This is a genomic window from Roseiarcus fermentans, from assembly GCF_003315135.1.
Taxonomy (GTDB): domain Bacteria; phylum Pseudomonadota; class Alphaproteobacteria; order Rhizobiales; family Beijerinckiaceae; genus Roseiarcus; species Roseiarcus fermentans.
Genome location: NZ_QNRK01000016.1, coordinates 50823 through 70938, shown reverse-complemented (window position 1 = coordinate 70938; position 20116 = coordinate 50823). Strand labels below are relative to the sequence as shown.

General features: G+C 65.8%; 18 protein-coding genes. 10 read left to right on the top strand and 8 right to left on the bottom strand.

The features are described from left to right. Positions 1–118: 118 nt before the first annotated feature. Genes DFR50_RS15330 through DFR50_RS15295 form a run of 8 tightly spaced genes read right to left on the bottom strand, consistent with a single transcriptional unit; the run spans position 119 to position 10085 of the window. A complete protein-coding gene (locus tag DFR50_RS15330; RefSeq protein ID WP_113890155.1) occupies positions 119–880 on the bottom strand; it encodes an SDR family NAD(P)-dependent oxidoreductase in 762 nt (253 codons plus the stop codon). A 19-nt stretch (positions 881–899) separates the two neighbouring features. Next, a complete protein-coding gene (locus DFR50_RS15325; protein WP_210208913.1) occupies positions 900–2333 on the bottom strand; it encodes an aldehyde dehydrogenase family protein in 1434 nt (477 codons plus the stop codon). 16 nt (positions 2334–2349) lie between these two features. Then, positions 2350–3768, bottom strand: coding sequence for an aminotransferase (locus tag DFR50_RS15320; RefSeq protein ID WP_113890154.1), 1419 nt, complete (start codon positions 3766–3768; stop codon positions 2350–2352). Continuing rightward, a complete protein-coding gene (locus tag DFR50_RS15315; RefSeq protein ID WP_113890153.1) occupies positions 3765–4508 on the bottom strand; it encodes an aspartate/glutamate racemase family protein in 744 nt (247 codons plus the stop codon). The genes DFR50_RS15320 and DFR50_RS15315 overlap by 4 nt, the downstream gene beginning before the upstream one ends. Beyond that, positions 4495–5430, bottom strand: a complete 936-nt coding sequence (locus tag DFR50_RS15310; RefSeq protein WP_113890152.1) for a 3-hydroxyacyl-CoA dehydrogenase NAD-binding domain-containing protein — start codon at positions 5428–5430, stop codon at positions 4495–4497. The genes DFR50_RS15315 and DFR50_RS15310 overlap by 14 nt, the downstream gene beginning before the upstream one ends. Then, positions 5427–6161 carry a GntR family transcriptional regulator gene (locus tag DFR50_RS15305; RefSeq protein ID WP_113890151.1) on the bottom strand — a complete coding sequence of 245 codons (735 nt, stop codon included), beginning with the start codon at positions 6159–6161 and terminating at the stop codon, positions 5427–5429. Before DFR50_RS15305 ends, DFR50_RS15310 begins: the two co-directional genes overlap by 4 nt. 53 nt (positions 6162–6214) lie before the next feature. After that, complete coding sequence (locus DFR50_RS15300; RefSeq protein ID WP_245427815.1) at positions 6215–7951, bottom strand: hydantoinase B/oxoprolinase family protein; 1737 nt, start codon at positions 7949–7951, stop codon at positions 6215–6217. Between the two features lie 22 nt (positions 7952–7973). Then, a complete protein-coding gene (locus DFR50_RS15295) occupies positions 7974–10085 on the bottom strand; it encodes a hydantoinase/oxoprolinase family protein (protein ID WP_113890149.1) in 2112 nt (703 codons plus the stop codon). A 606-nt stretch (positions 10086–10691) separates the two neighbouring features. Between DFR50_RS15295 and DFR50_RS15290 the strand changes: the two genes are divergently transcribed. The 10 genes from DFR50_RS15290 to DFR50_RS15250 all read left to right on the top strand — a co-directional run bounded on the left by DFR50_RS15290 (position 10692) and on the right by DFR50_RS15250 (position 20088). Beyond that, a complete protein-coding gene (locus DFR50_RS15290) occupies positions 10692–11930 on the top strand; it encodes an ABC transporter substrate-binding protein (protein ID WP_147262777.1) in 1239 nt (412 codons plus the stop codon). A 62-nt stretch (positions 11931–11992) separates the two neighbouring features. Then, positions 11993–12709: an ABC transporter ATP-binding protein gene (locus DFR50_RS15285; RefSeq protein ID WP_113890147.1), complete on the top strand. Its 717-nt coding sequence runs from the start codon at positions 11993–11995 to the stop codon at positions 12707–12709. Between the two features lies 1 nt (position 12710). Beyond that, entirely contained in the window at positions 12711–13430 is a 720-nt protein-coding gene (locus DFR50_RS15280; RefSeq protein WP_245427813.1) for an ABC transporter ATP-binding protein, read from the top strand. After that, complete coding sequence (locus DFR50_RS15275) at positions 13427–14344, top strand: branched-chain amino acid ABC transporter permease (protein WP_113890146.1); 918 nt, start codon at positions 13427–13429, stop codon at positions 14342–14344. The genes DFR50_RS15280 and DFR50_RS15275 overlap by 4 nt, the downstream gene beginning before the upstream one ends. After that, the gene (locus tag DFR50_RS15270; protein WP_113890145.1) at positions 14344–15363 is read left to right on the top strand and encodes a branched-chain amino acid ABC transporter permease; all 1020 of its coding nucleotides are present in this window, start codon (positions 14344–14346) and stop codon (positions 15361–15363) included. The genes DFR50_RS15275 and DFR50_RS15270 overlap by 1 nt, the downstream gene beginning before the upstream one ends. 579 nt (positions 15364–15942) lie before the next feature. After that, the gene (locus DFR50_RS33340) at positions 15943–16077 is read left to right on the top strand and encodes a hypothetical protein (RefSeq protein WP_281016167.1); all 135 of its coding nucleotides are present in this window, start codon (positions 15943–15945) and stop codon (positions 16075–16077) included. A 10-nt stretch (positions 16078–16087) separates the two neighbouring features. Then, positions 16088–16879 (top strand): bestrophin-like domain, encoded by a 792-nt coding sequence (locus DFR50_RS15265; RefSeq protein WP_113890144.1) that lies wholly within the window; start codon positions 16088–16090, stop codon positions 16877–16879. Between the two features lie 25 nt (positions 16880–16904). Continuing rightward, positions 16905–18401, top strand: a complete 1497-nt coding sequence (locus tag DFR50_RS15260) for an amidase (RefSeq protein ID WP_113890143.1) — start codon at positions 16905–16907, stop codon at positions 18399–18401. Positions 18402–18527: 126 nt separating this feature from the next. Next, positions 18528–18869 (top strand): DMT family transporter, encoded by a 342-nt coding sequence (locus tag DFR50_RS15255; protein ID WP_113890142.1) that lies wholly within the window; start codon positions 18528–18530, stop codon positions 18867–18869. Further along, entirely contained in the window at positions 18859–20088 is a 1230-nt protein-coding gene (locus DFR50_RS15250) for a carbohydrate porin (protein ID WP_210208912.1), read from the top strand. The genes DFR50_RS15255 and DFR50_RS15250 overlap by 11 nt, the downstream gene beginning before the upstream one ends. The last annotated feature ends 28 nt before the right edge of the window (positions 20089–20116 follow it).

Genomic DNA, 20116 nt, shown 5'->3' with positions numbered 1-20116 from the left:
GCCGGATTCGGTCCCGGGATCGGTGCGGCGCCCGGCCGGGACGTTCGTCCTGGCGACCATCGTTCCGATGACCGGCCTGACGCTCGCGTTCGGCGAAAGCGACATCGCCACGAGCGCTTCAGTAGGCGGACCAGCCGCGATCGACGAACACGGTGGTCCCCATGATCGATCTGGCGCCGGGCGAGGCCAGGAAGACGGCCGTTCCCGTGATCTCGTCGGGCCGCATCCAGGCGCCCTTTCCGCCAAAGCGCTCGTCGGCGCGACGCATGAACTCCTCGTTGGTCGCGCGGTATTCCTCGTTCAGGGGTGTTTCGAACCAGCCCGGCGCGATGCTGTTGACGCGGATGTTGCGGTCGCGCAGTTCGAGCGCCAAGGTCTTGGTGAGCAGCGAGACAGCCCCCTTGGTCGCACAATAGATCGCCGAGCCGGGAAAGCCCGTATTGCCGAAGATCGAGCCGATGTTGATGATGACGCCTTCGCCGGCGCGGAGAAAATCCGGCAGCACGGCCTGGCACAGAAAAAACACGCCCTTTATGTTGACGTCGAGCATCTGCTCGACCGTACGTTCCTCGGTCTCTCCCAGGGGCGTCATCAGATAGGAACCGGCATTGTTCACCAGGATGTCGATGTCGCCGAGACGGCTACGCGTTTCGGCGACCGCGCGGTCGATCTGCGCGACGCTGCCAATGTCGCAAGCGACCGCGATCGCTTCGCCGCCATCCTGAACGATCTCGTCCACCACGCGTTTCGCCTTTTCGGCGCTGCGGTTGAGGATCGCGACCCTGGCGCCTTCGCGGGCGTAGCCCTTGGCGATCGCTTCGCCGATTCCCTGCGACCCGCCCGTGACAATCGCAACCTTGCCTTCGAGTTGCTTTTTCATGGTTCCAGCTCCCCACCCGTCAAGGGCGCGTGTAGACGGTCTTCAACGCGGTGTAGAATTCGCGCGCGTGGCTGCCTTGCTCGCGCGGCCCATACGACGAGCCTTTCCGGCCGCCGAACGGGACGTGGTAGTCGACGCCGGCGGTCGGCACGTTGACCATCACCATCCCGGCCTGCGATCGGCGCTTGAAGTCGGAGGCGGTCTTCAGCGAAGTGGTGCAGATGCCGGACGCCAGGCCGAACTCGGTGTCGTTGGCGACCGCCGCGGCCTCTTCATAGTCGCGCACGCGGATGACCGACGCCACGGGGCCGAAGATTTCCTCGCGGTTGATGCGCATGGCGTTGGCGCTGTCCACGAAGAGCGCGGGCGACAGAAAGTAGCCGCTGGTGTCGCGTTTCACGGTCTCGCCGCCGGCCACGAGCCTCGCGCCTTCCCTTTTTCCGATGTCGATATAGTCGAGGTCCTGGCGCAGCTGCGCCTCGCTCGCCACGGGCCCGATATCGGTATCGGACTTCAGGGCGTCGCCGACCTTCAAGTTGGCCATGACCTCGACCATTCGCGTGACGAAGCGGTCGTGGATCGCATCCTCGACGATCAGGCGGCTCGATGCGGTGCAGCGCTGTCCGGTCGAGAAGAACGAACCGTTGACGGCCACGTTGACAGCGACTTCCAGATCGGCGTCGGCGGCGATGATGAGCGGATTTTTGCCTCCGAGTTCGAGTTGGACCTTCTTTCCGCGCTCCATGCACGCGACGCCGATGCGCCGACCCGTCGCGACCGATCCGGTGAAGCTCACCGCCTTGACGCGGCGCGAATCGACGATGGCGGCGCCGACGACCGACCCCTTCCCCATGACGAGATTGAACACGCCGGCCGGAACGCCGGCGCGGACAAGGATGTCGGTCAGCAGCCAGGCGCTGCCGGGCACGAGGTCCGCCGGTTTGAACACGACGGTGTTGCCGAAGGCCAGCGCCGGGGCGATCTTCCAGGCGGGAATGGCGATGGGAAAGTTCCAGGGCGTGATGACGCCGACAACGCCTTCGGCCTCGCGCAGGATTTCGACCTCGATTCCGGCACGCACCGAGTCGAGACGCTCGCCGTTCATGCGAAGCGCCTCGCCGGCGAAATACTTGAAGATGCGGCCGGCTCGGATCACTTCGCCGACGCCTTCAGGCAGCGTCTTGCCCTCTTCGCGCGACAGGATGCGGCCAAGCTCATCCTGGCGAGCGAGAATCTCCGCGCCGACGCGGTCGAGAATATCGGAGCGGAATTCCGGCGAAGCGCGCGACCAGGCCGGAAACGCCGCGGCTGCGGCTTCAACGGCGCGCTCGACGTCCTCCTTATTCGCCGATGCATATTCACCGACGACATCACGCGTGTCGCTCGGATTGAGGTTCACGCTGGCGCCGCCGCCTTGCGACCATTCTCCAGCGATCCAGTTGCGGTTCAGCATGATCCGTCTCCGAATTCTAGGACGCGAGGGTGTGCAGCGCGGGCATCGCGTCGGCGAGGGCGGTCACGTAGCGATCGACGCCCTCGTCGATTTCCGCCCGGGTGATCGACAGCGGCGGCGAAAACGAATTGACGTCGATGAAGGGAAGCGCGCGCGTCAGCACGCCGCGCTCCAGCGCATGCCTGGCGACCAGACGATGCGGACCGAGGCCGGCGGAAAACGCGCGCCGCGAACCTCGGTCGGCGACGAACTCGACGCCGATCATCAGGCCAACGCCGCGAACGTCGCCGATATAGGGATTTTCGGCCAGACGCGCCTGCAACTGCCGCAGCATGTAAGGTCCGTTCTCAGCCGTCTTGGCGACCAGATCGTCCCGTTCGACAATGTCGAGATTGGCCATTGCGACGGCGCTTCCGACCGGATGGCCGGAATAGGTGAAACCGTGCATGACCGCGCCCATGCGCGGCGAGGCCTCTTCCAGGACACGCCAGACGCGCTGCGACACCGCGGTTGCGGAGACCGGGAAATAGGCGCTGGTGATGCCCTTCGCCATGGTGATGATGTCGGGCTTCAGCCCGTAGGCGCCGGATCCGAACCACTGCCCCGTGCGGCCGAAGCCCGTGATCACCTCGTCGGCGATCAACAGAATGTCGTGCTTGTCGAGCAGCGCCTGCACCTTGGCGAAGTAGTCGGCCGGCGGCAGGAGCACGCCGCCGGTTCCCATCACCGGCTCTGCGATGAATGCGGCGATCGTCTCGGGCCCCTCGCGCTCGATCATGGCTGCGAGGTCGGCGACGATGCGGTCGGAGAACGCCGCCTCGCTCTCGCCGTCCTCGCCAAAGCGATAGTAGTGCGGACACGCCGTGTGCAAGACGCCCTCGATCGGCATGTCGAACGCGGTGTGATAGGCGGAAATGCCGGTCAGGCTGCCGCTGGCGTAAGTCACGCCGTGATAGCCGCCGAGACGCGAGATGACCTTCTTCTTCTGCGGCCGCCCGAGCAAATTGTTATAGTAGCGAATCAGCTTGTAGGCGCTGTCGTTGGCGTCGGAGCCCGACGAGCCGAAGAAGACGCGGGCCAGATGGCCGGCGCCCGCCCGCTCGCGCAGCAGCGACAAAATGCGGTCGGCGAGACAGATGGTCGCTTCGTTCGAGGCGCCGCCGAAGGTGTGGTAGTAGCTGAGGTTGCGCATCGCGGCCGCGGCGGCGTCGGCGATCTCGGGGCGGCCGTAGCCGACGTTGACACACCAGAGGCCGGCGCCGAGATCGATGAGGTCGCGACCGTGATGGTCACGCATGCGCACGCCGCCCGCCTTTGCGTAGATGAGAGGTCCGTTCTTCTGGACGTCTGCGATCGAGGTGACGGGATGGAACAGGCTGAGCTTGTCCAGCTCCTCGAGCGAGAAGTTGGCGGATGGAGATACGGAAACGGTCATCGAAGGGAATCCTGTGAAAGCGCACGGGCGCCGATCGCACCGGATGGGCTTGCCCGCGCCATGATTTTTCGCCGCATCGCCTCGGCGGCGCTCTGCGGTGTGGTCACGATCGGCGGCCCTGCATGGCGCTCGATCTCTCCCCGCGCCCGGGCGAGGGAAAACTGCCCGAGAATGATCGCATCGACATCGGCGAGCTTGCGCGCGGCGGCGGCGACGAGGCGATCGTGCGTCGCGCCATCGCCCTGCTTGAGCGCCGCGAGCGCGCCATCGACCAGCAACGAGCGGACCGTCAGGGTCTGGCCCCGTTCCGCCGCCATGGCGCCGAGTTCGTCCTCGAGCGACTCGAGCGAAGGGCCGAAGGAGACGATGAGGCCGAGACGCGAGCCCGCCTCCAGGGCTTGTTCGAAGGCCGATTCATTGGGTCGCAGCACCGGGACGTCGGTCGCGGCCTTCACCGCGTCGATGGCCGGACCAAACGCCGAACAGGTGAAAAGAATGCCGGACGTCCTGCCGCCGTGACCTTCGCTCGCCATGGCGTAGTCGGCGAGCGTGCGGAAGCGCTCGATCATCGCCTGATCCAGCAGGCCGCGTTCGGCGCGGTCGACTGCGAGCGAGGTGTCGAGCAAGTCGAAGCAGTACGCCTCCGGCCAGGCGGTCGCGAAAGCGGCGCGCGCCGGCGCGACGGACTCCTCCAGCGCATGGATCAGGGCGATGCGGGCCTGCGGCTCAGCCTGCCGCATCCTCGCCTCCGCGTCTGGCCGCAAGGACTCGGATCAGCGCCGCGTCGCGCTGCGCTTCCAATTCCCGTATCGAACGACCCTTCGCTTCCGCCCGAACGCCCTCGACGAGGCGGGCGCAGACCTCGGGCGTGAGCCGCGGATTGCCGAGTGTCGCCCAGCGGCGCTCCTGGCTGGGACCGAGATGGCGCAGATAATGCTCGATGCCGCCGGCTCCGCCGCCCAGATGGTAGGCCATATGCGCGCCCAGCACCGACCAGCGCAGGCCCGGGCCGTGCACCAGCGCAGCATCGACCGACGCCACGTCGGCGATGCCCTCGGCGACGATGTTGACCGCCTCGCGCCACAACGCCGACGCCAGACGGTTGGCGATGTGGCCGGCGGCGTCGCGCGTCAGCAGCACGGTTTCGCGGCCCAGCGCCTGGTAGAAACGCGCAGCCTCCGCTCCCATCTCGGGCGTGTGCGCATAGATCTCGACCAGCGGCATGAGATGCGGCGGATTGAAGGGATGCGCCGTGATGAAGCGGTTCTTGTGACGCAGGTTTGGCGACAGCTCCGACCATGTCAGCGAGGATGTGCTGCTGGCGATCACAGTCGTCGCCGCCGTCGCCGCTTCGATGCGGTCGTAGAGCTCCATCTTCAGGGGCGCCGATTCCGGCGCATTCTCCTGGACCCAATCGGCGTGGCGAACCGCATCCGCGACGTCGGCGACGACCTCTACCGCGCCCTCGCCGGCTTCCAGACCAGGCTGCGCCTCGCGCGCTTGCGCGCGCGCCGCGCCGACGCGCTTCACAAAGCCGTCAAGCGCCTTGTGCGAGGGATCCCAGGCCAGGACGTCATGACCGTAGGCGGTCATCAGCCCCGCCCAGCTTTCGCCGATCAATCCGCAGCCGATGACTGCGACGAGTCCCCGGCGGCTGTTCATGGCTCGTCACCCGCGGCCGCATCGTCTCCTGTCTGAGGCTCGTCGCCTGCAAACTCGGCGCGCTCGAGGAGGAAGGCCATGCCGGCCAGGATGTCGCGCGATATCGCCGCAGCCGCCTCGGCAGACTCATTCCTCTCCAGCGCGGCGATCGCCTCGTCGTGGAAGTTGGCTTTTGTCATCTGATTCAGATCAGTGTTCAGATGACGGAGGAAAGGACCCGACTGCAGCCAAAGCAGTTCGATGTGCGTCAACAACGTCCGCGATGGGCTATAGCGATAGATTGTGAACTTCAGACGTTGATTGAAGTCGAGATACTCATGGATGTCATTCCTTTCGATCGCCGAGCGGAGACCCGCGGCGCATTCGCGCAACTCGCCGAAGCCAGGCTCGTCGATGCGCCCGCACGCTTCGGCCGTGGCTCTCCCTTCCAGCAGCGCGCGCAGTTCCATGACTTCCCGGAATTTGCGCTTGCTGATCAGCGGCACCGAGAACGTGCCGTTGGGGTTTTGCACCAGGCCGCCTTCAGCCAGCAGACGGCCGAGCGCGGCGCGCACCGGCATATCGCTGGTGCCGAGCGCGGCGGCGAGCTTGCGCGAGCTCACCTTCTGCCCGGGCTCGAACCCCCCACGCATCAACACCTTGGTGATCTGTTCGTAAACCTTGTCGTGCATGGACTGAAAGTCGATGCGAACCAACGGCAGGCTTTTCTTTGGCCGGGTGTTCGAATCCATTCTCTTCTCCTCACCGGCATCGTGTCGAAATGACCATGCCGGCGCTCGACAATTCACGAAGCCGCCGCGAGACGAAGTTGCGCAGTGGCTTCGACATCGACGCTTCCGGCTTCCGTCAAGGCCACACGATAGACGTCCAATGCGCGCCGCCGCGAGACCCAGCCGTCCATGACGTCCTGGCTGACCCGCGCCGGATCGCGGGTGTCGGGGGCGCCGTAGCCGCCGCCGCCGCAGCAGATCGATACGATCGTCTCGCCACTGGCCAGACGGACAGTCGTGGCCGCCTCGAGACGTTCCAGGGTTTCATCCGGGCGTCGACGGAACTGGTCCGATCCGCCGCCGTCGCCCCCGCCGCGAACGCCGTGGGGCGGATTGATGTGGCCGTCGCTGACATAGGAGACCTCGATCTCTCCCTCCAGCGGGCCGAACTCGACTCTCAGGCTCGGCGCGCCGATGTGCCAGCCCGCGCCCTCCGTGTCGCGGATGATGCGCCGGTCGCGAACGATGATCGGCTGGTACAGTTCGTCCAGCTCGATGCTGTCGATGAAGCACATCCCGCCGTTGCCGACATGCAAATAGGTCAACCAGCAATCCTCCAGCGGCGTCGCGCCGCCGGTCGTGCAGCCGAGGAAGATCTGGTTGACGAATGGCTGCAGGGTGCGGGGGTCCACTCCCGACACGACCGCCGAGGACGGGGGCAGGAACGCGCCGAATTCGGCGGTTCCAAACCCGTCGCCCAATTGGGCCAGGCTCACCGCCACGGCGTGGGTAAGACGGTCCGCCACGTTCGTGGTCGAGACCGAGCAGCTGGTGGGATGACGCGGAATTCCGGCGATCGCCCCTTCCCGCAGCAGGATATCGACGCGGCGAAAACTGCCGGCGTTGCGGGGAATATCGCCGCCGATGCCGTTGAAGACGGCGATCAGAGCCGCCGAGCGGGTGCAGGCTTCGCTGAGGTTCAGGCCACAAGGCAAGGCGTCGATGTTGTCACGAAGATCGATCTCGATGCGTCCTTCGCGCGGCCGCGCCGTGACCGTCGCAACGACAGGCACGCCCTCCGGCGGCGTTCCCGGGATCGGATCATGTGTGCTCGACGCGGAGGCCGTGCCGCCGGGGACCATGGCCAGGCGCGCGGCCATCCGTTTCTCGCTGTAGTCGAACCATTGGCCGCAGAACGCCTCCAGCCGGTCCCAGCCGATTTCCGCTCCCAGGCTCAGCACTTCACGCTCGCCGATGCGGGCCGAGCCGATCATGGCCAGAAAGTCGCCTTTCCATTGCTCCGGCACACGAATGCGCATCTCGCACATGCGCACAATATCCTGATTGGTAGCGTAATTCTCTTGCACTCTGACGGCTGGAAAGATCAGCGCGCCCTCGGCGTATACGTCGCGCGCGCTGCCCATATAGGTGGTCGGCATGGCGTTGCCGCAGTCCGCCTGGTGCGCTTTGGTCAACACGGTATACCGATGCACGCCGAGGTCATCGACGACGGGGATGAGGATGACGTGATCGGCGGCATGAGAGCTGCCGTGGTAGGGCGAATTGTGCAGGAAGGCGTCGCCGCGCTTCAGGACGGGATGAAAGTCCATCATCGTGCGCGCCATCATGTCGGGGCCGACGAGAACATGGATCGGAAGGCTATCGGCCGTGGCCAGCAGTTCGCAGCCGGCGGTGACGATACAGCACGAAAAATCGCGGGCGCGGTTGAGAACGCCCGACCGGCCGGTGCGGTAGAGGGTGTTGGTCATCTTGCGCGCAATCCCCTCGAACCGATTGATGAGGATCGCCATCTCTGCGCCGTTGAGCGTCGGTTCAGACATTGTACGATCCTCCAACGGATTGGGTCTCTTTGGTTCCCTCGACGCGCGGCGTGACGACGAGGTTGCCTTCCGCGCTGCGAGAAAAGGCGGCGCCCGGATTGATCACGATCGACGTGAATTGGGATTCGACGATGGCCGGACCGCGCAACGCCTTGCCGATCGGCAGGGCCGAAAACCCGTGAATGGGTACGTCCGACCAACCCGTCGAGGCAAAATAGACCTGGCGTTTCGTCGACGCGGCGTCGGCGTCGTCGGTTTCGGCGAGCCGCAGTTTGGCGGTCTTGGCGACGCCGCAGCTGACCTGGGCGCGCCAGGCGATGGCCTCGACCATCGAGGCGGGATCGTGGAAGGCGAAGATGCGCTCGTGCTCGCGGTGGAAGGCCTGGCGCAGATTTTCTGACGCGTCCGCCCCGGACAACGCTTCCGGTTCGATTGCGACGTCGATCTCCCAGACCTGATGCGCGTAGCGGGCCTCGACGAAAAAATCGATCCGGCTCTGGGAAGCATCCGCGCCGGCGGCTTCCGCGAACCGGTCAGCCTCTCTGCGCAAATCGACGAGTTTCGCCGCAACCCCGGACCTGTCGAACGCGCGGGTATTGGTGACGAACAGGCGCCGGAAGCTGCGCCCGACATCCGAAATGACCGCGCCCGCCGCCGACAGTCCGGCGCCGACCTCCGGCACGATCAGCGTCGGGCAGCCCATGCGGGTGGCGATCGCCACCGCATTGAGGCCGGCGGCGCCGCCCCCGCCGACAATGCTCGCAGCCTTCGGATCGATGCCCTGATTGACCGTGATGTCGGCGATCGCCTGCACCATATTTTCCGTCCAGACGTCGATCATGGCGACCGCCGCGGCCTCGACAGACAGGTTCAGCGGATCGGCCACCTTGTCCTTGACCACCTGCCGCGCGCGCGCGACGTCGAGCTTGATGCGGCCGCCGAGGAAGAAACCGGCGTCGATGTAGCCCAGGGCCAGAGCGGCGTCGGTCACCGTCGCCTCTGCGCCGCCGGCGCCATAGCAAGCGGGGCCCGGAACCGACCCGGCGCTCTGCGGACCGATATGGAGCACGCCCCCGTCATCGACCCAGGCGACGCTGCCGCCGCCGGCGCCGATGCTCTTCACGTCGATCGAGGGGAAGCCGGTCAAGTCGCTCTGGTAGGGCCGGCCGAGCCAGGTTTCATGCGTGAACGGGATACGGCCCTCGCGCACGAGCGAGACGTCGAAGGTGGTGCCGCCGGTGTCGAAGATGATCGAGTCCTTGAGCTCGGACTCCGCGCCGGAGATGTAGGCCCCGGCGATCGGCGCCATGGAAGGCCCAGAATTCAGCGCCAGGATCGGCGAACGGCGGATCTCTTCGGCGTCGACCATGCTGCCTTGCGATGTCAGCACCAGGACCTGACCCTTGAAGCCGGCCTCGCGCATCGAGGTGGTCAGGCCGCCGATGTAGCGCTCCATCAACGGCTTCAGCGAGGCGTCGATCGAAGAGGCGATGGCGCGGCGGTATTCGCGCAACGACGGATTCAGTCGGTGGGAGAGCGTCACCGCCACGTTCGGCAAATGCTGAGCCAGAAGCTCTCCGACGCGCTCCTCATGGGCCGGGTTGGTCACCGACCACAGCAGACAAACGGCGACGGCCTCGATTCTCGCGTCTTTCAGTTGCTCGATGATGTCGAGCAGAGCTGCCTCGTCCAGCGCCTCGTGCTCCCGGCCCGACGCAACGATGCGACCCGGCACTTCGAACGTCAGCGCGCGCGGTATGAAGGCGCGCGGATAGCGCACCGCGTGATTGAAAGGCTGCTCGCGCCCGCCTTCGCGCAGCAGCAGGATGTCGGGATGTCCCTGGGTGACCAGCAGCGCCGTCTTGGCGACGCGCTTCGTCACGATGGCGTTGATGGCGTGCGTCGTGCCGTGGATGAACTGGCTGCCCGACGCCAGCAGCGTCGCCCGGTCCATGCCGAACGCTTTCGCCGCAACCGAGAAGGCGCCGAGCACGCCCTCGACCGGATTGCTCGGCACGGTGGGCGATTTGAACAAATGCAGACTCCCGTCGTCCTCGATGATGAGGTCGGTGAAGGTGCCGCCGGTGTCCGTCGCGAAACGCATCGAAGTTCCTTGCCGAATAGCGCCCACCGACAAAGCCCGGCGGTCCTCAGGGTCGTGACGGCAGGCTAGCCCTTTCCGTCGCGGTGTCAATAAAATTCGCGATCTGCGATCGCGCTTTTCCCTGAAGCCCGCCCCTCTGCCTGGAGTCGCCCGATATCGTCAGCCCGTCAGGCGCCATCCCCTCGAGGACCTGTCTCGAGTCGGCCCGGCACGCCGCCCGCCCGTTTTTTGACCGGCGGCGCCAGCCGTGTCGGCTCGCGGAGGCGAGAGGCCGCGTCGGCGGATCGCCTCGCCCCGGTCATCCGAAAGCGTCTGCGGCCCACTTGCCAACGGAACCCGTCCATGCAAAAGTGCGATCGCAGACCGCAGATCGTAACACGAATGTCAGAGAATGCTGGAAAAAAATCGGCGATTGCGGCGCGCGACCGCTCCCGCGGCGATACCAACTCAACGAAACCCGATGCAGGTGGGAGCGCGGCAGTAGCGACGCAATCGAATCGACTTCTGACAACAGATCGCGCCGGGATGAGCGTCACGGGGTTATGAGATCGAGTCGAATGAAGCTCTTAACAACACGGCGAGCGCGTCTTTGTTTGCGCTGACCGGTTGAAGGCCAATCAACAAACGCGTGCTAATCATGAGGAGAGAGTGGCCATGCGATCTTTGAATTTGCATTCGATGTTATTGGGCATCGCCGGCATCGTGCTGGCGAGTCCGACTCTCGCCGCAGACGACGAGGTTCTGATCGGAGCCCCGACGTCCTTCAGTGGTTGGATGGCCGCATTCGATACCTCGCCGACGCGCGCGGCGGAGATCGCAGTCGACGATATCAACGCCAAGGGAGGGCTGCTCGGCAAGAAGGTCCGACTGGTTCATATCGACACGAAGACCGATCCGGCGGAAACGTCGAAAGCCGCGCAGGCGCTGGTCAGACAGGGCGCCAAGATGATCATGACCGCATGCGACTTCGACAGCGGCGCGCCGGCCGCGCTGGTCGCGCAGGCCGCGTCGGTCATTGCGATCAGTTCGTGCGGCGCCGACATGAAATACGGCAATATGACGATCGGCAACGACGTGTTCACCATGGCGACCGACGCGGAAGCGACCGGCCGGACGATCGCGGATTGGGGCGCCAAGAAAAAGGGCTGGAAGACGGCCTACGTTCTCACCGACACGTTCATCGAATACGACAAGTCACTCTGCCGTGGCTTCCTCTCTCGTTGGAAGGAGCTCAATGGCGACCAATCCATCGTGCTCGAGGACAGCTTCAAGAACGCCGACGTGTCGGTGGCGTCGCAAATCTCGCGCTACAAGGACCTCGGCAAGCCGGCGGACGCGATGATCATCTGCAGCGTTCCGCCGGGGCTGGCGAGCGCGATCCGTCAGTTTCGCTCGGCAGGAGTCGAGATTCCCATTCTCGAGGGCACCGGCGGCGACGGCAGCGCATGGCATTCCGCCGTTCCGGGATTGAGCAACTTCTACTATCTGAACTATTCGGCCGACGCCGGCGTCACCGAACCGCGCCCCGACGCCGAAGCGTTCTTCAAAGCCTACGAAAAGAAATACAACGAACGACCCGGTTCCGGCCAGGGGATCACCGGTTACAGCGTGGTCCAGGCCTGGGCGAAAGCCGTGGAACGGGCGGGCAGCTTCGATACGGACAAGGTGCGGGGCGAGATGGAGAAATTTACCGACGAGCCTCTGCTTGCGGGCTTGACGACATTCACGCCCAAACTCCACACCAACGTGAACCGGCCGATGCTCATCATTTCGGTCATGGATTCAAAGCCTGTGCCGCTCGGATATTACGACATCCGCAAGGGCGACTTCGTCACCTGGTGGTGAGCAGCCCCGGCCCGGCGTCGGCCCCGACGCCGGGCCTTTCACCACCCTCCTTCGAGTCCCCTATGTCCGAATTGAACACAGAAGCGATCTCCGTTCAGTTTCAGGGTCTGCGCGCGCTCGATTCGGTCGATCTCTCCCTCAAGGAGGGCGAGATTCTCGGTCTCCTTGGGCCGAACGGCGCGGGCAAGACAACCCTGGTCAACGTTATCAGCGGTTTTCAACGCCCCACTGAGGGAACGGTGCGCGTGGATGGAAAGTCGGTCGGCGGCCTCACTCCCGATGCGCTTGCGCGCTGTGGGGTCGCGCGAACGTTTCAGTCGGTGCGCCTCTTCCGCAGATTGAGCGTCCTGGAGAATGTCGAAATTTCCGCGCTCTGCCATGCGAAGAGCCGAAACGAGGCGCGATCGACCGCACGCCGCGCGCTCGAGTTTGTTGGCCTGGGCCCGGTGGCGCGCCGCCTTGCGGGCGAACTGCCCTACGCCGACGAGCGGCGCGTCGGCATTGCGCGCGCCCTTGCGCTGAGACCCCGCTTTCTCCTCCTCGATGAACCTGCGGCTGGCATGACCGATTCCGAGTGCCGCGACCTGGTGGAGATCGTTCGTCAGCTCCCGCAAAGTTTCGGCTGCGCGGTTTTGCTGATCGAGCACAACATCGGCCTCGTCATGGAGGTCTGCAATCGGCTTCATGTGCTGAATGGCGGCCGCACCCTCGCCGACGGTCCCGTTGAGACCGTGCGCAACAATCCGGACGTGATCGCTGCGTATTTGGGAGGCGCTTGAGATGTTGCTCAGCGTAGACTCCCTGCAGGTTCGATATGGCAAGGCGCCCGCCATCCATGAATTGTCCCTTTGCGTATCCGCCGGGGAGATCGTGTGTCTCGTCGGACCGAACGGCGCCGGCAAATCGACCTGCATGCTCGCGATCGCCGGCGTCGTCGAACCCGCGCATGGCGACATTCAATTCGAAGGGCGATCCATTCGCGGGCTTCCGCCGGAGACGATTGCGCGCGCGGGGATCAGTCTCGTTCCGGAAGGTCGGCGGATCTTCGGCCGACTGACGGTCCGCGAGAACCTGGTGGTGGCCAGCGGCGCGCAAGGCGGCGTGGGACAGGCCAAGGCTCAGTTCGATCGCGTGCTCGCGCTCTTCCCAGTGCTGCAAGAACGCTACAATGGCTATGCTGGGCAACTCTCCGGCGGCGAGCAACAGCAACTTGCGATCGCTCGCGCCCTCATTTGCAAGCCAAAACTGTTGCTGGTGGACGAACCATCCCTGGGGCTGGCTCCATTGTTCGCCGACCGCGTGTTCCAGACTCTCAGAAGCTTGCGGGAGGATGGAACAACGCTTCTCGTCGTCGAACAGAGCGCTCGGCGCGCCCTCGCCTTAGCCGACCGCACCTATCTTCTTAGGTCAGGTCGCTTGATTCTCGATGGTCCCAGCAACGTTCTCGCCGCCGACCCAGAGTTCGAACACGCATACTTCGGAGGAGCGCGGCGGCCATGAACATCGTTCAGCTTCTCGTCGACGCCGCCAGCCTCGGCAGCCAATACGCGCTCGTCGCCCTCGGCATCGGCCTGGTTTTCGGCGTCATGCGCATGATCAATTTCGCCCATGGCGACCTGATCATGATCGGCGCCTATGCGTTGGTCGTGCCGACCGCTGCCGATCTCGCCGCGCCGTTGATTGGCGCATGGCCGTTTCCTCTTCTGATTGCAGGAATCCTCTGCGTCGTCACCCTCGTCGCCCTCGCAACGGAGCGATTTGCCTTTCGCGCTCTCCGCAAGCGCGGCGCCGATGGATCCACGCTGCTGATTTCCTCGTTCGCAGTCAGCTACCTGATCCAGAGCCTCGTTCTGTTCATCCACACCGGCCGGCCCAAGTCCGTGAGCATCTTCGGCGCCTTGACGCAGCAAGTGACCATTCACGGCGTCCGCGTTGGTCTGGTCGATATCGTCACCATCATTGTGACCATCCTTCTGCTCCTCGGCTTGTCGCTCTATCTTCGCCGAAGTCGAGCGGGCATCGAAATTCGGGCGGCGGCCGAGGACTTCACGATGGCGCGCATGCTGGGCGTGAGGGCGGACCGCGCCATCGCGCTGGCGTTTGGTCTTTCCGGGATTTTGGCGGCGGCCGTTTCGCTTCTCTATGTCGCCAAGACGGGCGTTCTGGACTTCCGGATGGGCGTGCCCCTGGCGATCGCCGGTTTTGTCGGCACGGTCATCGGAGGCATGGGCAGTTTGCCGGGCGCGGTCCTCGGCGGCTTCTCTCTCGGCGCCGCGTCGATGTTGTTGCAGGCGCTCCTGCCCGCCGAGTTGCGGCCGGCGCGAGACGCATTCGTCTATGGCCTGGTGATCGTCGTCCTGTTGTTCAGGCCGCAGGGGTTGTTTGTGACGGGCAATGCGGGGGAACGCATCTGATGCTGGACTTCCTTCCGCGTCTTTTTCCAGCGCTAGGACTGATCGGGTGCATGGCTCTGCTTTGCCTGATCGCCGTTCTCGGTGGCCCCTATCTCACGGATATTGCGACCGAAGCCATGATCTACACGGTGATGGCGGTCGGCATTTCGATCTTCATGGCCAATTCCGGAATCGTCTCGTTCGGCCATGTCACTTTCGCGCTGGTCGGCGCTTACGCGTCGGCCTGGCAGACTTGCTGCGCAGGCATGCGGGGCGTCTTCATGCCCGGGCTTCCCCAGTTCCTGCTCGACTCGAAAACGCCGGTCCTGTTGGCCGCGCTGGTTGCGTCGCTCCTGGCCAGCGTTGTCGCGCTGGTCAGCGGCGCGGCGATCATGCGCCTGACCGGCGCAGCGGCCTCCATCGCTCTTCTGTCCCTGTTGTTCATCGTCAAGACCATCTACGAAAATTGGGATAGCGTGACTGCCGGCCAAAGCTCTCTGGTGGGGCTTCCGCTTTACGTCGACATGTGGACGGCGTTCGGCTTCGCATCGGCCGCGATCGTGATCGCACAAGTGTACAACGCGTCCTCCTTCGGGCTGCTCCTCCGCGCCACGCGCGAGGACGAAGCGGCCGCCCGCGCGAGCGGCGTCAACATTTGGCGCCAGCGGCTGATCGCCTTCGTCATCAGCGCATTCGTCACGGGCGCCGGCGGGGTCTTGTACGGCCACTATCTGGGGACCCTGGCGGTCAACGTTTTCTGGCTCGATATGACGTTCGTAACCTTGGCGATGGTCGTCGTAGGGGGAATGCGGAGTTTGACCGGCGCGGTCGTGGGCGCTTTCGCGGTGACGGGTCTGAGGCAGACGTTGCTGGCGCTCGAGCGCGGTGTGGACCTCGGCGGTGTCAGCATCTCCTTGCCGAGCGGCGCGCAGGAGATCGCGCTGGCCGTTATCCTTCTCCTGATCCTCACCTTTCGCCCGCAGGGCCTCGTGGGGGACAATGAGATGACATGGTTCGGCGGCGCGCGCGATTCGAGCTGAAGGGTTCGCTCCATACCGGGCGGCAGGCATTGGCTTGATGGACGGACGGCGTCGGCTGCGGTTCATGGCTATGCGGCGGGGGTCGATCGCCGTCTGGGACAATGATCTTCTGCTCCCTCGGCGCCGGCGCCCCGACATCGGATTGTCCGCCGGCGGTTCGCCGAATGCGCCGTTCCGGCCGTCGAGAAGCCGCGGCCCCGGGGCGAAGGCACGCGAGGCGCGCGCTGCGACGGATCGATCGCGGCCTCCGGCAGGTCGACCGCGGACGCCGTCCCGGAGCGCGCGCGGTCGGCGAGCCCCGGGCCGTCACGCCCCCGGCGCTTGCGCAAAGGGGATCATGGGCGCTCGGCAATGTTCGCCGGCGCGAACCTCTTGACGAACACATCGTCATCGTGCTGTCGCACCCCGAGGCGATGGCGGTGAAGCCCGTCCCGGAGCGGAAGGTCCGCCCCCGCGGCGAGCGGCTAAGGAAACAGAACCGCCGGGCCACGCTTCGCCGGCCGAGCGCCGCTCGGCGGCGCTCCGTGACAATGCCGCAGCTGTTCGCCGTATGCGGCCGGAATAAAATGGGACACAGTCATGACCGAAGGGGACAGAGACGTCAGCGTTGCGGTCGGCGCCTATGACGACGACGTGAAGCCGTACGTCGACGCGCTCCAGCGGTCGGGCGCCGCGCTGACGCGCGTTTTCGAATCGGTGTCGGGAGCCGAATGAGGTCGAGGTGATGAGTTCGTTATCGTTTGCAATCGGTGTGGCCGTCCTCGTATTCGTCGCGGGTCTCGTCGGCCTGACGCTGCGCGCCCGGCTGCCGGAAAAGCACTCGCCGGACAGATCGGCCGGCATGATCGGCGCGATGACGGGCCTCCTGAGCCTGCTGCTGGCGCTGGTGCTGGGCACGTTCGCGGGGTCCGCCTACGGGCTCTACTCGACTCAGAAGGCCGAGCTCGAGACGCTCGGCGCGAGGCTGATGCAGCTCGATTCCGCGCTCGAGGTCTATGGTCCGGAGACGCGGCCGGCGCGCGAGGCCCTGCGCAAGGCGGTCCGCCAGACATACGACGACATCTGGGGCGGGTCCGGCGGCGCCGCGCGGTCGGAACTCGCGGTGACGGGCATCTTCGCCAGCGTCAAGGGTCTGGATCAGTACGTGCTCTCGCTTTCGCCGAAGACCGACACGCAGCGGCAGGCGTTCTTCAGCGCAAACGGCGCCGTCTCCGACATCAACCGGAACCGGCTCTTGATGGCGCTTCAGATTTCCGGCGGCGTGCCGTGGGCGATGCTCGACATCATCGTCTGCTGGTCGTTGCTGATGTTCTGCGGCTACGGTCTGGTCTCGCCGATCAACGGGACGGTGATCGCGGCGCTCGGCTTCGGCGCGCTCACGATCGGCAGCGCGCTGTTTGTGATCGTCGAGCTCAGCGACCCGTTTTCCGGCACGTTCAGGCTCTCCGCGGCGCCCGTCCAGCAGACGATCGAGGCGCTGGGAGACGTGCCGGTCCTGTCCGAGGGCTCGAACTGATTCCCTCACGGCGCGGAGGCGCACAATGATCGATCGAAGAACGCTCATCCAGGGCGCCGGGGCGGCGGTCGTCGCGTCGGCGCTCGATTCCCCGGCGGCGCGCGCGGAGGGCGACGATCCGCTCAGCTACGCGTCCGTCGCCGATCTCGTGGCGCTGTTCAAGGCCGGCAAGGTTTCGCCGGTCGATGTCTTGAAGGCGCAGATCGAGCGGATCGAGGCGCTCAACCCCAAGGTCAACTGCATCACCGACACCCACTTCGATCAGGCGCTGAAGGAGGCCCAGGACTCCGAGGACCGCTATCGGCGTGGCGACGCGAGGCCGCTCGAAGGGATCACGGTCGCCATCAAGGACGAATTCGCCCGGCCGGGCTGGCGCGTCACGCAGGGGTCGCTCGTCTTCAAGGACTCCCCGCCCACGACGGAAAACGCCGCCGTCATCGATTCGCTCGAGGCGGCCGGGGCCGTCATGCCGTTCCAGACGACGGTGCCGGAATTCTATCTCTTCCTCGGCGCCTCGACCCGCGCCTGGGGGACGACCCGCAATCCGTGGAACCTGGCGTTCTCGCCCGGCGGCTCGTCGGCCGGATCCGGGGCGGCGCTGGCCGCGGGCTTCGCGACCCTCGCCATGGGATCGGACATGGGCGGCTCGATCCGCATTCCCGCCTCGCAGAACGGGCTCTATGGCTTCCGGCCGCCGTTCGGGCGGGTCGCGGGCGGAGAAGTCCCCTATTCGACGTCCGGGCCAATGGCGCGACGCTTCGACGATCTCGTCCATTTGCAGAACGCGATCGTCGGCCCCTCCGACAAGGTCATGGCCGCGATCCGGCCCCGGCTCGACTATCCGATGCAGTACCCGGACCTTTCGGGCTGGCGCATCGCCGTCGATTGGGGCGCGGCCGTCGCCGCCGTCATTCCGTCGGTGAAGGCGGCGATGCAGACGGGGATCGAGACGCTGCGCGGAGCCGGCTGCGTCGTGGACGAGGTCGACTGCGGCTTCTCCAAGGAGCAGAAGTTCGTCTTCATGCGCGGGCTGTTCGCCACCTCGATCGGCACGCTGCTCGACATCGCCAAGGCCAATCGCGATCGGCTCTCGCCTTACATGGCCGAGGTGCTCGACCTCGTTGGACCCGTCGGACCGCGCCAGGCCGAGGAGGCCGAAACGCTGCTGCAACAGCTTCACCGCCAGGTCCAGGAGCGCGTGTTCGGGAAGGGCTATCGGATCCTGCTGATGCCGACCATGGCGACGCCTCTCGTCCGCGCCGACATGTTCAAGAGCGAGGCGGACAAGGTGGACGTGTGGACGGGCACCGGATTCGGGTTCGCGCTGACCTGGCCCTGGAACCTCCTCAACCGCTATCCGGTCGTGGACGTCCCGCTCGGGGTGGTCGAGGACCGGATGCCCTCGGGCATGCAGGCGATCAGCCAGACCTTCACCGATCTCGATGCGTTCCAGTTCGCCGGCGCCTGGTCGCGCCTGCAGCCGCCGCTGTTCGCCGACGGCCGCTTCCCGACGTTCGCGTGAGGGGATCGAGCGCGAGCGAGCCGCGCGGAATGGCGCAACGTTTCTCAGGAGAACCGTCGTCCCGCTCCGCGCCGCAACAGGCGATCGCCTGCGCCCTGCGGTGGCGACCATGATCGAGGATCTGCGATGAATCTGGCCATCGGCAGCAGCGCGGCGCTTGGAATCGCGATCGTGCTCGAAGTCACCGGCACGACGGCGCTCCAGCTGTCGCAGCAGTTCACCAAGCTCGCGCCCAGTCTGGTGATGGGGGTCTGCTACATCGGCAGTCTCTATTTCATGTCGCTCGCCCTGCGGACGATCCCGATCGGAATCACCTACGCGATCTGGAGCGGGCTCGGGATCGTCCTGATCACGGCGATCGGATACGTGAAGTTTCGACAGGCGCTCGATACGCCGGCGCTGATCGGCGTCGGCCTGATCGTGGCCGGCGTCGTCGTCGCCAACCTCTCGAAATCCGTTGTTCACTGAGCCGGCGCCGATGCTGCGGTCGGCCACGGCTCTCGTGGCGCTCGCCCTCGCCGCGCCCGCTTTCGCTGACGACTGGGCGCAGCCCGTGGTCGACCTCCAGCAGTCCCTCGCCGCGGTCGGGATCGGCCTCGGCGGCGGCGTGACCGGCTTCGGTCAGGGCTTGGCCGGCGGCGACGGGAGGTACGGCGTCCCGTTCGGCGGCAAGGCCGACGTCCTGCTCGGCCTCGACGGCGGCAAGCTCGGTCTCTGGCAAGGCTTCGGCGCCTCCGCCCACTTCGAGCAGACGTTCGGCCAGAGCGCCAACGAGCAGGGCGCGGGCGCGATCCTGCCGGTCGACACCGCCCTCGCCTTCCCGACGCTCGGCGGGACGACGACCGACCTGTCGGTGATCGTCACGCAAAAATTCGGCGAGGTCGTCTCGGTGTCGCTCGGCAAGTTCAACATGCTCGACGTCATCGGCCGGACGCCGCTGATCGGCGGCGGCGGCGAGACGACGTTCTGGAACATCGGCCTCGCCGCGCCGGTGAGCGGCGTGACGCCGCCCTACATCGTAGGCGGGATCGCGACGCTGAACACCGCTCCGGCGTCGTTCACGCTCATGGTCTACGATCCGCGCAACGCCCAGGATTCCGACGTGATCGCCCATCCCTTCGCGCAAGGGACGACGACGAGCCTGTCTGCGAAGGTCCAAACGGCTTTCTTCGGCCTGACGGGCTACCAGACCTTTCGGGGCGTCGTCAGCACCGCCGCAGGGTTCGACTTCGACGAAGCGCCGCAGCTCCTCCTGCCCTCAGGCAGCGCCGCCAAGCTCACGAAGCAGGGCTACCTGTTCGGCTCGTACGCGGTGCAGCAGTTCCTGTGGGCCGACCCCGACAATCCGGGCAAGGGCTGGGGAATCTTCGCCCAGATCTCCGCTTCGGACGCCAACCCCAATCCGATCGGGAACACGGTCATCGTCGGCGTCGGCGGCGCGACCCCCGGCCGCCCCGACGACCGCTGGGGCGTGGCGTGGTGCGATTACCTGTGGAGCGGCCGGCTCCGCAACGGCCTCGTCGCCTTCGGCGGCGGCCTGAACGACGAGCGCGTGCTGGAGGCCTATTACGACGCGGCGGTCGCGCCGCATATCCGGCTCGGGCCGGACGCGCAGGTTGTCTGGCCCGGGACCCCGGCCGCATCGACCGCCCTGTTTCTGGGGGTGAGGGGGCGCGTCGCGTTTTGACGGCCCGCAGAAGGCCATGAGGAAAGCG